This window comes from Metabacillus sp. KUDC1714 (genome assembly GCF_014217835.1).
Taxonomy (GTDB): Bacteria; Bacillota; Bacilli; order Bacillales; family Bacillaceae; genus Metabacillus; species Metabacillus rhizosphaerae.
Window position 1 is genome coordinate 4712110 of sequence record NZ_CP055263.1, and the last position, 12999, is coordinate 4725108.

Annotated in this window: 14 protein-coding genes; 3 read left to right on the plus strand and 11 right to left on the minus strand. The window is 34.7% G+C overall.

The annotated features are described in order from the left end of the window. Positions 1-482 precede the first annotated feature (482 nt). Positions 483-2168: a pectate lyase family protein gene (locus HUW50_RS21610; RefSeq protein WP_066340980.1), complete on the plus strand. Its 1686-nt coding sequence runs from the start codon at positions 483-485 to the stop codon at positions 2166-2168. A 183-nt stretch (positions 2169-2351) separates the two neighbouring features. Here HUW50_RS21610 and HUW50_RS21615 read toward each other — a convergent pair whose 3' ends face one another. The 7 genes from HUW50_RS21615 to HUW50_RS21645 all read right to left on the minus strand — a co-directional run bounded on the left by HUW50_RS21615 (position 2352) and on the right by HUW50_RS21645 (position 7990). Beyond that, positions 2352-2573 (minus strand): helix-turn-helix domain-containing protein, encoded by a 222-nt coding sequence (locus tag HUW50_RS21615; RefSeq protein WP_066340982.1) that lies wholly within the window; start codon positions 2571-2573, stop codon positions 2352-2354. A 10-nt stretch (positions 2574-2583) separates the two neighbouring features. Next, on the minus strand, positions 2584-3066 hold the full coding sequence (locus HUW50_RS21620; RefSeq protein WP_066340984.1) for a DUF2975 domain-containing protein: 483 nt from the start codon (positions 3064-3066) through the stop codon (positions 2584-2586). Positions 3067-3328: 262 nt separating this feature from the next. Beyond that, on the minus strand, positions 3329-4780 hold the full coding sequence (argH, locus tag HUW50_RS21625; RefSeq protein ID WP_066340986.1) for an argininosuccinate lyase: 1452 nt from the start codon (positions 4778-4780) through the stop codon (positions 3329-3331). 173 nt (positions 4781-4953) lie between these two features. Beyond that, positions 4954-5127: a hypothetical protein gene (locus HUW50_RS21630; RefSeq protein WP_157094546.1), complete on the minus strand. Its 174-nt coding sequence runs from the start codon at positions 5125-5127 to the stop codon at positions 4954-4956. A 130-nt stretch (positions 5128-5257) separates the two neighbouring features. Beyond that, positions 5258-6490 carry an MFS transporter gene (locus HUW50_RS21635; RefSeq protein ID WP_185653237.1) on the minus strand — a complete coding sequence of 411 codons (1233 nt, stop codon included), beginning with the start codon at positions 6488-6490 and terminating at the stop codon, positions 5258-5260. 52 nt (positions 6491-6542) lie between these two features. Further along, positions 6543-7577 (minus strand): ROK family transcriptional regulator, encoded by a 1035-nt coding sequence (locus HUW50_RS21640; protein WP_185654094.1) that lies wholly within the window; start codon positions 7575-7577, stop codon positions 6543-6545. A 131-nt stretch (positions 7578-7708) separates the two neighbouring features. Further along, complete coding sequence (locus HUW50_RS21645) at positions 7709-7990, minus strand: hypothetical protein (protein ID WP_066340994.1); 282 nt, start codon at positions 7988-7990, stop codon at positions 7709-7711. 454 nt (positions 7991-8444) lie between these two features. Between HUW50_RS21645 and HUW50_RS21650 the strand changes: the two genes are divergently transcribed. Then, positions 8445-9074, plus strand: coding sequence for a cell wall hydrolase (locus HUW50_RS21650; RefSeq protein ID WP_066340997.1), 630 nt, complete (start codon positions 8445-8447; stop codon positions 9072-9074). A 101-nt stretch (positions 9075-9175) separates the two neighbouring features. On the opposite strand, the gene HUW50_RS21655 is transcribed toward HUW50_RS21650, so the two are convergent. Then, on the minus strand, positions 9176-9316 hold the full coding sequence (locus tag HUW50_RS21655) for a YjcZ family sporulation protein (protein ID WP_157094553.1): 141 nt from the start codon (positions 9314-9316) through the stop codon (positions 9176-9178). Positions 9317-9615: 299 nt separating this feature from the next. On the opposite strand from HUW50_RS21655, the gene HUW50_RS21660 reads away from it, so the two are divergent. After that, entirely contained in the window at positions 9616-9834 is a 219-nt protein-coding gene (locus HUW50_RS21660) for a hypothetical protein (RefSeq protein ID WP_066341001.1), read from the plus strand. Positions 9835-10034: 200 nt separating this feature from the next. Here the strand turns inward: HUW50_RS21660 and HUW50_RS21665 are convergent, their stop codons facing one another. The 3 genes from HUW50_RS21665 to HUW50_RS21675 form a co-directional block, all read right to left on the minus strand. Further along, a complete protein-coding gene (locus HUW50_RS21665; RefSeq protein ID WP_185653238.1) occupies positions 10035-10424 on the minus strand; it encodes a cupredoxin domain-containing protein in 390 nt (129 codons plus the stop codon). 274 nt (positions 10425-10698) lie between these two features. Further along, on the minus strand, positions 10699-11205 hold the full coding sequence (locus HUW50_RS21670) for a CBO0543 family protein (protein ID WP_066341008.1): 507 nt from the start codon (positions 11203-11205) through the stop codon (positions 10699-10701). A gap of 418 nt (positions 11206-11623) precedes the next feature. Continuing rightward, positions 11624-12949, minus strand: a complete 1326-nt coding sequence (locus HUW50_RS21675) for an aminotransferase family protein (RefSeq protein ID WP_066341010.1) — start codon at positions 12947-12949, stop codon at positions 11624-11626. Positions 12950-12999 lie beyond the last annotated feature (50 nt).

Genomic DNA, 12999 nt, shown 5'->3' on the forward strand with positions numbered 1-12999 from the left:
CACTAAAAAAGTAATCATTACATCACATATGTTAAAGTGAGCGTTTTCTCCCTTCGTAAATCGCGAGTTTCTGACAGAATGATTGTAGACGTAATGAGTGTAAATATCATATCTTTGAAATGTAAAAAACATCCCAGTAAGAAAATTCGAAGGAGGGATTAGTGTGAGGGATACATGATTCAGTTAAAAATTTGCTTAATGTACCACCTGTATTTTGATATAAGGCTGAATGAAACATTTTATCAGCCGAAACACCCTTTTTTATTTTTTTAGTAATACACTGTCTTAATTTGCTTTGATTCCAATCGATTTCACCAAATCTGGCATGTAACATTACCAGCCATTCCTCCAGTCAGTATAAATTACGCCCAAACCTAATTATCAGATTATTTCAGTAAACTGAAATAAAACACATTTCAAATGGTAGCATGCTAGAGTGTCAAAAGTTCTTTTAAAATTAAATAATCAAGAGGAGGAATTTTATGAAATTTAACAAGGCAATAATCTGGTTATTGGTTCTATCATTTCTTACTTCATCGATATTATTGGGTGAAAATAATGTAGCAAATGCGGAAGTTATTGATTCTATACCAAACACAACAAGAAACATTATGGAGTACGACAATAATTTTCTGTCAGTAACCGGTTTTGCGTCATTAGGAGTTAATGATCGAAGCAATTATATAGGAACCTCTTCTTATCGTAAGGTTAAAACGGAAAGAGAGTTTTTACAGGCAATATTGGATGCTAAAAATGGTAGTGTGAAAGTAATAGAAGTAGCGAGAGATATGAACTTAGGGTGGGCAGAATTAAATCTAAGTTCAGAAGAAGCTAAAAAGTATAATTTTATAACAAAATATCGGGATCCTATGAACGGATTTACAAATCCAACGTTAGCTTCCTCTGGTGTTTCACAATTAAGTGTTTCTGACGTCGATGGATTAACTATTTTTTCAAAAAAAGGCAAGACAATTAGGCATGCAGAATTAAAATTACAAAGAACAAGTAATGATATTGTCATTAGGAATCTGAATTTTGATGGAATGTGGCAATGGGATGATACTGGAAAACATAAGGAAGTAGGCTGGACTTTTATTAAGGTAAATGGTGCAAATAATGTATGGATAGACCATAGTAAATTTTCCATTGCAGCAGATGGATTAATTGATACTGAGAATGGTGGCTCCAATATTACCATTTCCTGGTCTGAATTCGGATTACCTGCAAATGAGAATCCGACAGAGGATAGTGATATTTATCAATCGATTCAGTATATGGAAGAAAAATATGCTTCAAATGAACTAACTTCCGATAGTGTGTACTATAACATGCGCAATGGCGGTGCGACCAAAGAGCAGATAATGGCATATGCAGCATATCATAGCAAGGTGCATTTAACTGGTTCCGGAGATAAAGACTATGTGAATTATGTGTCTAGTAATGGAAGCGAGATAAAAGATGGTAATCAAAGAATCCGGTTAACCCTTGCCTATAACAGTTATACCAATGTTGGGCAGAGAATTCCAATGATACGTCAAGGTAGTGGTCATTTATACAATTGTTATGTTGACAATTCAACTCATTATGATGTTTTGGAAAATGTAAGCGCTATTTCTGAATACGGAACCGATCAACTATCACGAGCACTGAATGCAAGGAATGGGGCTTCTATTGCAGCAGATTCATGTGTATTCCATGATATTAACGAGCCAATCACAGGTGCTGAGATTCAAGGTCTGGATACGGCCAACATGGATGAACCTTGGGATGAGCTATTTCAAAGCGCTTATAACAATAATTTAATTGTAAACTCCCAAATAACAAATAAATATGGAACTTATACAGGAAGTAGTTGGGACAATAATGGTGAAAATCTATTTACAAAAGGATTTACATGGTATGACAAATCAACTATAGGAAATTGGGCATGGTCTTCACATATTGTGGGAAGTGAAAATATGAGTAAAACAAATCCACCGACTGATCCATTTTCCTTCGAATATAATTATAATGAGAAGCTACCTTATACTTATAATGTACTTCCTTTAAACAGCGTTGTATCAACGCTCAAAAAATATGCAGGGGCCGGCAAAGTTAATATAAGTCCAGTAGATTGGTTAAAAATAGATTATAGTTCTAATGTGATAACAGATAATGATGAACACTAAACCAAAAAAATGAGCATCGTAAAGGGTGCTCCTAATGGGAAACTTATTCTTCAGTTACTGTATTCTCCATGTGTAACTCTATCCTGTTAGTTTAGGCTCTGTTAAACAATAATATTGCGAGTTGAGACATAAAAAATAGACCATCATTTTGGATGGTCTTTTTCAACTAAAATCCCTAATCACTTATTCTCGCGTGTCTTCGTCACTTTTGTATTCTAAAATATCTCCAGGCTGACATTCTAAAGCCTTACAAATCGCCTCTAAAGTTGATAATCGAATCGCCTTTGCTTTTCCATTTTTCAATATAGAAAGATTTGCCATCGTTATTCCTACCCTCTCCGAAAGTTCTGTTACGCTCATTTTCCTTTTAGCCAACATCACATCAATATTGATTATAATCGCCATTGTTTTCACCTCAGACCGTTAAATCATTTTCAGATTTTATATTAATAGCTTCCTGCAAAAGTCTTTGGAGAACAGCAGCAAAGACTGCGATAACAATTGGAGCAAAAATAAAGACCATGCCAATTAAAATGACACCTGGGGCATCGTCTAACTCTGCAAAGATAAAGAAGAAAGGCATACCAACCACATATAAGCAACTGATTGTAATTGCACAAAATTTTATATTTTTTAGAGCTTTTACAGATATCTCCGAGAACGCCTTGTTCTTGTCAATATAACTTAAAAGTTTAAAAGCCTGATACAATGCAACGAAAAACGGAATCGCCGAAACATACATAACTATTAAAATGCCATATAGTACATAAGCGAACTCCGAATTAGTTTCTGCTGCTTCCTTAGCTAATATGGGCAAACCAAATATACATAAAGCAAGAACTGGAGTTCCAATTAGAAATACAGCTATTTTCAAAAAGATTGTTGAACCTCGTTTCATATAAAGCACCTCACTTATTTATTGTAAATTTGACTTTAACATATATTTTATCGTTTTGAAATAAAATATTATTGATTTTTATTATGTTGTTATTGTTATGTGAATATACTTTTCATTTTAAAAATAATAAAAAAGCATTCCTCATTACACAGAAATGCCTTAAAACTTTAAACATTCAATTTTTAACTGGTTCTTCTAACTCCGTAATTTATAGATGATCATTTTAAGGAGAAAATGGTAAATACTACGATACAATACATTACTATTTTCTAAATTCAGCTTTGTATGTTTTAAATTTATTCTTCCACACATTCAATTCACTAATTATATCTCCTAATCGCTGGGCTGATAAAAGCATCTGTCTTTCCGTTTCTTTCGGATTTGGTCCTCCCATGATCGAACGAACAACAATAAATTGATAAGGATCAATCGCCTTTTTATAGTGTTCCTCTGTTAGAGCTAGTTCAATATCACACATTTCTTTCGCAATGTCATTTATTAACTCTACATTTCCATCATTCAAACTTAACCCTGCATCATTTACCCTTTTTACAAATGTTTGAATAATCTGATGTGATTGACGAAACGAAAGCTTGTAATCTCTTACAAGAACGTCTGCTAGTTCGGTGACAGTTGAGAATCCCTCTTGACAACGTTTTAATAACTTATCTTTATTTATCGTCATTTTACTAATAATTTCTGTTAACAACTCGACAATTTGAAAAGAATGCGAAAAACCCTGTTCGATAATGGGTTGAATATCATCACCAATATCAACAATATCACCAAATGGTACACTATGAGTCATCATAAATGCAGATTGCAATTCCCCTATTGTTCTACTAATCAGTGATCGTGTATGTTCTAAGGATGAAGGGTTTCGTTTTTGTGGCATAATACTTGAGGTTTGGACCAAGCTTTCATCCAATTCTATACCATCTACCTCATTTGTTGCCAAAAACATTAAATCAAAGACGAAACGAGACAAGGTAGTTAAGGTAATTGATAATGTGCTGACGATCTCAAGCATGTAATCTGCAGCACTAATAGCATCATAGGAATTATCTAGAGGCTTATCAAAGGCTAGTTTTTTGGAGATATAGTGGCGATCAATTGGAAAGCCTGTCGTGCCTAAAGCTGCTGCTCCCATTGGAGATTGGTTTATACGTTGAAGTAAGCCAAATCCTCGATCGAGATCTCTTTCTAAATGGTTGCAGGTCGCAAGAATATAATGAGCAAATGTCGTCGGCTGGGCTTGCTGGTTATGTGTATATGCTGGCATAACTGTTAATGCATGCTCCTTCGCAAGCTGTAGCAGTACTTTTTTCATGTCTATAAGTAAACTCATCCAATGGACGAGCCTTTCTCGCCAAAACATCCGGTACATCGTTGCATCTAGATCGTTCCTACTTAATGCAATATGCATGTTACCGACTAATTCATCACCAATTTCCTTTTTCAATTCCGCTTCAATCATAAAAAATAAATCTTCATATGCTGGGTTATACTCCTCCTGGAACCCTTTTGCTAATAGCTGTTGATTGGCTAAAATTATTTTTTTTGCATCATGATTCTGTAAAATTTTTTTATGGGCCAACATATCGGCATGGGCAATATTAATTTCTAACATAAAACTTAGAAAATGTTTTTTTGTAAACTTGTAACCAGGCTCAAGAATATGCTGAATATATAAACGAGATCTATCTGATGACATGCTTCTTGTTCACTCCAATCTCAATGGTACTTATCTATCTATATTCTTTTACTTCTTGGCTTGAGCCTGTAAACCGTATGTTCCTAATAAGGCGTTCCTTCTTAAACAAAACTGCAACTTCAATAAGAAAGTGCATTACCCCTAATTGAAGTAATGCACTCGTAAGTTGAATTTTACTCTCTTTCTATTCCTGTTCCATAAGAATTAATGCCATTTTGTGTTATTACTTCCCCTAACTTTTCAGCTTGATTATTTTCATCAGGAGGGGTCATACCAGATTTCTTTTCAAAATAAACAGCTATACCACCTAATATAACGACGGGTATCAATAAATATAACCAAATCATAATACCACCTCAATTAATAAAAGATACTTATTATTATATCAATTATTTAACCATTTTACAATTATTTCCTAATACAAACTCCACCGTCGGTACAATAACTTCCAAAGAAAAAAGCGTTAATCCTTATGGATCAAATTGCTGTCGAACTTGTATCATTCCTCTTTAGTAAAACTTTCTTTTTCAAAAAGCTATTTAATTTTTCTGAACTTAGAAACATTGCAGCAACAAATAAAACAATACAAACTGGGAAGATTCCTATTGTTGAATGAGATGCAATGAAACCAATAAGAGGCGGTATAAATGTACTACCTGTATAGGCAACAGCCATTTGATAACCCATTATGGTCTGGGAATGCTTCTTCCCAAAACGTGATGGTGTCTCATGTAACATACATGGAAATATTGGTGCTAATCCTAATCCAATCATAATAAAACCTACTAGTGAGAAGGTGGTCGGCAATGGTAGGAATAGAAGTATGGCACCAGCTAATGCAATTATTTGTCCGGTCCGAATGAGAATAAGATTACTAACTTTAAAGGTAATAAAGCCTGTAATAAATCTACCAATTGTTATTCCTGCGTAATAAAAGGAAACCCACCCGGCAGCAACTGCTGCGGGTAGCTCCCTGACATTTACCAAAAAGCTACTTCCCCAAAGACCCACTGTTGATTCAACCCCACAATAAAACAAGAAGGAGACAAGAGCCATTTTAACTCCTTTAATTTGTAATGGTTTTACATCTATAGCATCTTCATCATTAATTACAGCTTTTGAATCTTCGGTGTCATCATTAAAAGGAATATTGCTATTTTTTGTCACTCTGTTCCATAAGGGCAAAGTCAAGAAAAGGATGATAACTAACGCAAACTGAATTCCAGATATAGCAAAATATCCATCTCTCCAAAAAGATTGCCCTGAAATAAACTGAGCCATAATGATTGGCCCAAAAGTGGCTCCGACTCCCCAAAAACAATGTAACCAACTCATATGATGTGCCTTATAATGTGTAGCAACATAATCATTTAACCCTGCATCAACAGCCCCGGCACCTAATCCAAGTGGTATGGTACATACAAATAACCAAACAACAGATGGAGCAAAATAAAATCCTAGCAAAGCACCAGCAGTCATTAAGACGCTGACAAATGTGACCTTGCCAGTTCCGAACCTTTTAAGTATCTTTCCACTGGCTAAACTCGAGATAATGGTACCACCTGCAATCGTCATAAAAAGGAATCCAGCAGTCTCAAGTGGCGCCCCATAGTCCGATTGCATCACTGGCCACGCTACCCCCAATAATGAATCTGGTAAACCTAAGCTGATAAAAGCCAAATAAATGATGACCAAAAGGAATGTTGTCATTTTTAAACCTCACCTTTAATTAATTAGTATTAAATTGTATTGTCTTCTTTGTTTACTTACTTGTTTCGTTCATCATGAGATCGAGTCCGAGACTTTGTAATCCATATAAGTAATCTTGTTTCCAATCACTCATAGTAAGCTCTGGAATATGTTCTGACGGGATATAATTTGAGCTACCTATAGTAATTTTGTTTAATATCTCTTTTTCAACTTCATCATTACAAAAAATGATGGCATGAGGGTTAATGATAGCAACAAAAGAGGCTACTAATCTGCTAATTGCGTCAATCTCATAATCGTGACTGATCGTACTTTTAATAGGTCCACTTCCGTATTCCAAAGCTTCCCGAAAATTTCGATCATCGTACTGAGGGACGAATGAAACCTCTCCTGAGAAGAAAGTACTTCCTCTCACCACATCTCCATTTATCATGATTCCTGCGCCTGGACCATTTTGACCAGAATACAAATATATAAGGGATTTATTGTCCTTGATTCCCATATTATCGTGATATCCAAGCACTGCAGCATTCATATCGTTCTCTATTACAACAGGTATAGAGAACTGATTCTCCAAGAATTCCTGCAAGTCAAAATTTTGAAGATGTTCATAACCAGGTATATAAAAGATACGCCCATTATCAACTGAACCAGGTACACCAATAGCTATAGAGCTAATTTTTGGATATTTCTTCATTATCTCCTCAATACACTCCGTTAGAAATGTTAAATCAACATCTACTAATACACTTGATGTTTTTCCTGAATCCTTCACTTCTCCTAGACAGTTAAAAACAATATAATTTGTTTCTGTTCTCTCCAAAAAGATTGCCAACCCTAACATATACTCTGGATTGTATGTATATCTTTTTGCCCTTCTTCCACCACTCGAATCATCAAGACCGACTAGAATAAGTTCCCCGTCCTTTTCCATCTGTACTAAGAATTTACTTATTGTAGGGAAACTAATTCCTAATTTTTCGCTAAGTTCAACTTTCGTTGCGCTACCAAGTTCTAAGAGAGATTTACGAATACCGCGAAGGATTACCTTCCTCATTGATTTTGGGGTTGCATTCACTTGTGTCACCACCTATTTAATTGAACTTATTAAAGTATTTTAATAAGTATCCAAAACTTATTAAACATCTTTAATAAGTGATGTGGTAAATATATCATATAAAATTACCGTAAACAATGAAGATGATAATTTTTAAATACCTAATTCTTCTTCCTACCTACTTGATAACCAGCATAAAAAATCAAAAGTGTATAACCAATAATGATAAAAATAGGCATTGGAACGGATTTGAAAATAGTTACAATTACAGATGACATTTTAATTAGTTGTTTAAGTAATTGATCTTCAGTAGATAGATAGTATATATACACAATAAGTATACCGATCGTTATAAAAAATAAAGCACGTAGCATGAGTGGTAAGGGAGTTTCTTTTCTGTGGCCACGCTTGGATTTGCTTGGATTGTTTTTTGTAGCATCCATCTTTTTAAACTCCTTCCTGTCTAATTCTATATAAGTGTTAATCTTTTTCCTTCAAATATATAAATAAATGCTGCTGATTCCATCTATACTTTTATTCTATTTTTCTCCCAAGTACTCCTTCCTATTTCCAGTGAATGAGTAACCATTTCTTTCTTATTTTATTAGACAAATAGATCCATTAAATGATTTCTTTTCAACCAACAAAGACTAAAGAGCTAGATATTTCAAGATAACAATAAGTGAATCTATCAACTTCCCACCCTATGGACTTTAATCTATACAATAGAAATCAACATCAACCATTTCTAAAACCAATTTTTTCCTAAAATGGCCGTTCTTCATTCCCTCGTAATCTCTATGTAAACAAACTGTAATACTATTCAATTTTATTTTTTCATAGGTATAGACGTAGATAAGAGTTTCACAACAACATTCCAACTAGGAGGAATCTATTTTGAAAAAATTAATTTTTGCACTTGCATTGCTAGCATCTCTTATTTTTGCTGCACCTGCTTTTGCCTATACTGTTGAAAAAGGAGATACAATGTCGAACATCGCACGGGAAAATGATCTTACTTTACAAGAATTAGCAAAGGCTAACCCGCAAATTAATAATTTAGATCTGATTTATGTCGGTCAGCACATCTATACAAATAAAGTCAACAACTCTCCCTTACCCTCTCGCGAAGCAACAAGCAAAAAAACACGTTCTAATAAATTAAGTATCTCGGATGATGAAATAGATTTATTAGCAAGACTTGTAAGAGCAGAAGCACAAACAGAATCTTTCGAAGGAAAAGCCGCGGTAGCATCTGTTGTCTTAAATAGAGTTGAAAGTCCTCAATTTCCTAATTCCATAAAAAAAGTCATTTATCAGTCAGGACAATTTCAACCGGTGTCAAATGGTGAAATAAATCAACCCGCTGACAAGGAGTCCATCAAAGCTGTACAAGCCGTACTATCTGGACTGAGAAATATCGCAAAAGATTCCTTATTCTTTTACAATCCAAACATTGCTACAAACCGATGGTTAGATTCAAGAGAGACAACGGTTGTTATTGGACAACATGTATTTAAAAATTAATTTGATTTTACAAGCTCTTCATAAACGAATATCATATTAATAAAAAACTGCACCATAAAGAAAAAAGACACATTTAAGTGTCTTTTTCACCTGGTAAGTGGTTAACATTTATAACCGTAGACTGTTGCGCCGATAATAATTAATAAGATAAACAGCACGACGACAAGTGCGAAAGTATTACCTCCTCCGTGATAAGGAGCACAATATCCATAAGCAGGAGCCGCACAACTGTAAGGCATCATTGGTTGGTGAGGAGCATTCGCAACATTCGCGCCAGCAACATGTGGAGAGTTTTCGTAACCGTACATATATATCTCTTCCCTTCGTTTTTGAATCTTTTAGACAATACAGTATATACGTTTATTGGAATTTTGAGCCCGTCTAGTTATAATAGGGCTTGGGCAAAAAAAAATCGTTGAATAAATACTGATATAACGCTATTTACAGTCAACCTGAGAATTTACCATTATAGTTCTAGAATGAAAATAATGGGTAGATAAAAATTGCTTGGTCATTTAAATAACTTAGAGAGGGAGAAAAAATGTTAGATAAAATTAAAGCGTTACCTGAAAAGGTGTCATTTGCAATAGGCTTTTCTTTAATATTAGGTAGTGGATTATTGTTATTTTTGTTATCACTTTTGTTCCCTATTGGTACGTGGACTACGATGATTGTAGGAGGTATTGTTAGTGGTATTGCTATCATATTTATATTAAATGCGGCTGATAAAAGGCATTCACACATTGATAAGAAAAAGTAACTCTTTATTCATTTCCGCTTATTACATTAACGAGGGCTTTAGTACCAAAATGGACAGTATCAGGTTGGTGATATATTACCAAGTTCATTTTTTACCAACTTTAGCTTTTCACCTAGTCGCAAGAGACCGAAATAAAATAACATTATCAAAGATGTCGGCTCAGTTAGAATTCTACAAGCAAGACCGTTTGGCCCTGCTTGTTATTTGACTATTACTTTCCCAACCATTCCTTCATTGAAATGGTACCGACATATAAGTTCATATGTACCGGGATTTTTCGTTTTCACGGAAATGGTTTTTTCTTTTCCCGGCTGGACTTCAGCGTCAATTCTGAGCTTTTCCACTGTGAAGGTGTGCTCTTTCTTACCATTGTTTTTCAATATCAACGTTGTCGTTCTTCCATTGGGAATAGTGATGACTTTCGGATTAAAGTAATCATCGTTCAACTCGACTTCAATCGCTTTCACGGTCTCAATAGGTTGTGATACGATGCCGGATTCGGCAAATACACCGAGTGAGCTTGGAGTTGTCCCAACCACAATCATCACAAGCAAAACGACCAATCCTGTTAACCACTTTTTCACAGACATTCGCAATCCATCCTTTCATAAGAATTATTATTTTCCAATTCATAAAATATTATCACTATAAATTGGGTTTCAACGTCCTTTTATACAAAACTGTTTTATCTCCAAGAACAAACTCGTAATTGCTCGAGCTCATTTTAAACAAAGATTAGATAGTACTTCTCCTTCCAGTTCCTGCTTCATTTGTTCAATAACAAAAAGCCACCTTGTTTTGGTAGCTGGAAAACATATCCACTTGTACCTATTAATCACAAGCGAGGTAATTATATGAGGCTGATTATTTAGCAAACTTAAAAGGTACTTGGAAGTAATAAATCAAAAAAATGATAATAAATATTGAAATAATATATGCCCTTGTAGGGTTATGTTGATGCAGTGCAATAACAGAGAACATAGCAAGGTCAAAAAGAAATGAATACCAAAATCTCCAACCATTCTGATAGGAAATTCTCCCAAACACCAATAGTGTCCACTCAACAGCAATATAAATTCCAGACCAAACTATTATGTAAGTCAAACGCTTAAACCATTTTTGGGGAAAATGAGATAGAAATAGAAAAATACTAATTGGCATAGTAATAAGAGCATAAACAATTACCGTCATATCATGCCCATAAAATAAATCAGGATGAAACTTCCACAAAGTATTTTCTTTTACAATGTATTCGTAAAGTAAACCACCTGTAGCAATAAAAAGCATGCTCGGATGATAATCTTTCCATCTTTTCCAATTTCCCCACTTCAAAGAAGCCAATATGGTTAAAACTGTAATCGCAACGTGCATACTTACCAACCCTTACTTTACTTTTTTTTTAGTTTAACCTGTACCTATGTTTTTAATTATGTAGTTATTAAAATAGTTTAAGTAGAAATTTTTCAAAAGCTAAATTGCTTAATGTAGCAAATTGGGAGAAGAGACCTTTTTAAACGCCAATACAAGCGACTATGAAAATCTGTGGCTTGTGTGCATTGTAAGATTTATTCAGCTTCCGCTCGCTTATCAGGTTCTAAATAAAACGAAATAGGACTAGGAGAGTATCCTAGTCCTTTGAGATTTGTTGTTTAACTCAAGCAGCCGTTACGTATATCAATAAGTTATTGCTTTTTCTTAATATATTATTATCGATTTTTTAATACTCTTCAATTTTTTTGAAAATAAAAAAGCATTCCTCGTTATGAAGAAATGCTTTATAACTTTAAACTCAATAAGTGCCTTCAATAGATAGGATCGATTCAGTTAAAATTTGTACCAAAGTTTGTAGCTCTTCCTTGGTGATACTCAAAGGTGGAGCGAATACTAGCGTATCTTGACCATCAAAAACAACTGATCTACAGATTAGTCCATTCTTTGCAGCTGCTGAAACAATTAATGGAGCCACTGGATTCGTATATCTCTCTTGTGAAGATTTATTTTTCACAATTTCTACTGCACCCATTAAGCCTAGACCTCTTACTTCACCGACAATTCCACATTTATTTTGAACATTTTGCAGTCCTTTTAATAACTCATTTCCTAACTGATTAGCATTGGCTATTAGATGTTCTGATTCGATTATTTCAATATTCTTCAATGCAACAGCACAGGCTACCGGGTGTCCACTGTATGTATACCCATGAAGCAGTGTTCCTTTGGACATTTCGGTGAATACTTGGTAGATTTCACTTGATAGCATGACTCCACCTAACTGTGCGTAGCCACTTGTTACCCCTTTAGCAAAACACATCATATCAGGAGTAACACCATAATGCTCAATTCCAAAGTATTTTCCTGTTCTCCCAAACCCGGTAATAACTTCATCGGTTATAAATAGCACGCCATACTCTTCACAAATCTCTTTTACTTCTTTAAAGTAGTTTTCAGGTGCGATATGAACACCACCAGCACCTTGGACTGGTTCTGCTATAAAAGCAGCAATTGTTTCTGGTCCCTCTTTTTCAATTAATTCACGTAATGCTTGAGAAGAAAAATTATCGACGTGAAGAAAATCAGGTGCAAGTGAATTAGTAAAATCCCTAAAAGGCTTTAATCCAGTAGCACTTGTTGATCCAATTGCAACTCCATGATAAGATTTTGTTCTTGAAATGATTTTTTTACGATTATTTTGTCCTTTTAACATCCAGTAATGTCTAGCAAGCTTATAAGCTGTATCATTCGCCTCAGATCCACCCGACGTAAAGAATGTAGCTTGTAGATTTCCAGGGGAAATGTCAGACAGCTTCTTAGCTAAACGAATAGCTGGTTCATTACTGAAAGTAGCAAAATTTGAAGTGAAAGCGAGCTTAGTCATTTGGTCACTCGCGATTAAACCTAGTTCCTCTCTTCCATGCCCTATGTTTACATTCCAGAGTGAAGACATACCATCAATTACTTTTTTTCCTAATAGATCATGAAGGTAGACTCCTTTACCTTCTGTGAAAATAAAAGCAGGCCCTTGGTCTTGTTGTTGTTGAATTGGAGAAGTCGGGTGTAGAAAATGCTTTTTGTCCCAAGCTGATAATTCATCCACTAAACTGCTGTTTTCCTCCATGCGAAACATCCTTTCTTAGCTAAGCCATAACCAAAAGACTAAATAGCATT

What these genes read in the sequence shown, in the direction of transcription:
- HUW50_RS21610 (WP_066340980.1), top strand. Translation starts at nt 483, where the DNA reads ATGAAATTTAACAAGGCAATAATCTGGTTATTGGTTCTATCATTTCTT.
- HUW50_RS21620 (WP_066340984.1), bottom strand. Translation starts at nt 3,066, where the DNA reads ATGAAACGAGGTTCAACAATCTTTTTGAAAATAGCTGTATTTCTAATT.
- HUW50_RS21675 (WP_066341010.1), bottom strand. Translation starts at nt 12,949, where the DNA reads ATGGAGGAAAACAGCAGTTTAGTGGATGAATTATCAGCTTGGGACAAA.
- HUW50_RS21635 (WP_185653237.1), bottom strand. Translation starts at nt 6,490, where the DNA reads ATGACAACATTCCTTTTGGTCATCATTTATTTGGCTTTTATCAGCTTA.
- HUW50_RS21615 (WP_066340982.1), bottom strand. Translation starts at nt 2,573, where the DNA reads ATGGCGATTATAATCAATATTGATGTGATGTTGGCTAAAAGGAAAATG.
- HUW50_RS21645 (WP_066340994.1), bottom strand. Translation starts at nt 7,990, where the DNA reads ATGGATGCTACAAAAAACAATCCAAGCAAATCCAAGCGTGGCCACAGA.
- HUW50_RS21660 (WP_066341001.1), top strand. Translation starts at nt 9,616, where the DNA reads ATGTTAGATAAAATTAAAGCGTTACCTGAAAAGGTGTCATTTGCAATA.
- HUW50_RS21665 (WP_185653238.1), bottom strand. Translation starts at nt 10,424, where the DNA reads ATGTCTGTGAAAAAGTGGTTAACAGGATTGGTCGTTTTGCTTGTGATG.
- HUW50_RS21670 (WP_066341008.1), bottom strand. Translation starts at nt 11,205, where the DNA reads ATGCACGTTGCGATTACAGTTTTAACCATATTGGCTTCTTTGAAGTGG.
- HUW50_RS21630 (WP_157094546.1), bottom strand. Translation starts at nt 5,127, where the DNA reads ATGATTTGGTTATATTTATTGATACCCGTCGTTATATTAGGTGGTATA.
- HUW50_RS21655 (WP_157094553.1), bottom strand. Translation starts at nt 9,316, where the DNA reads ATGATGCCTTACAGTTGTGCGGCTCCTGCTTATGGATATTGTGCTCCT.
- argH (WP_066340986.1), bottom strand. Translation starts at nt 4,780, where the DNA reads ATGTCATCAGATAGATCTCGTTTATATATTCAGCATATTCTTGAGCCT.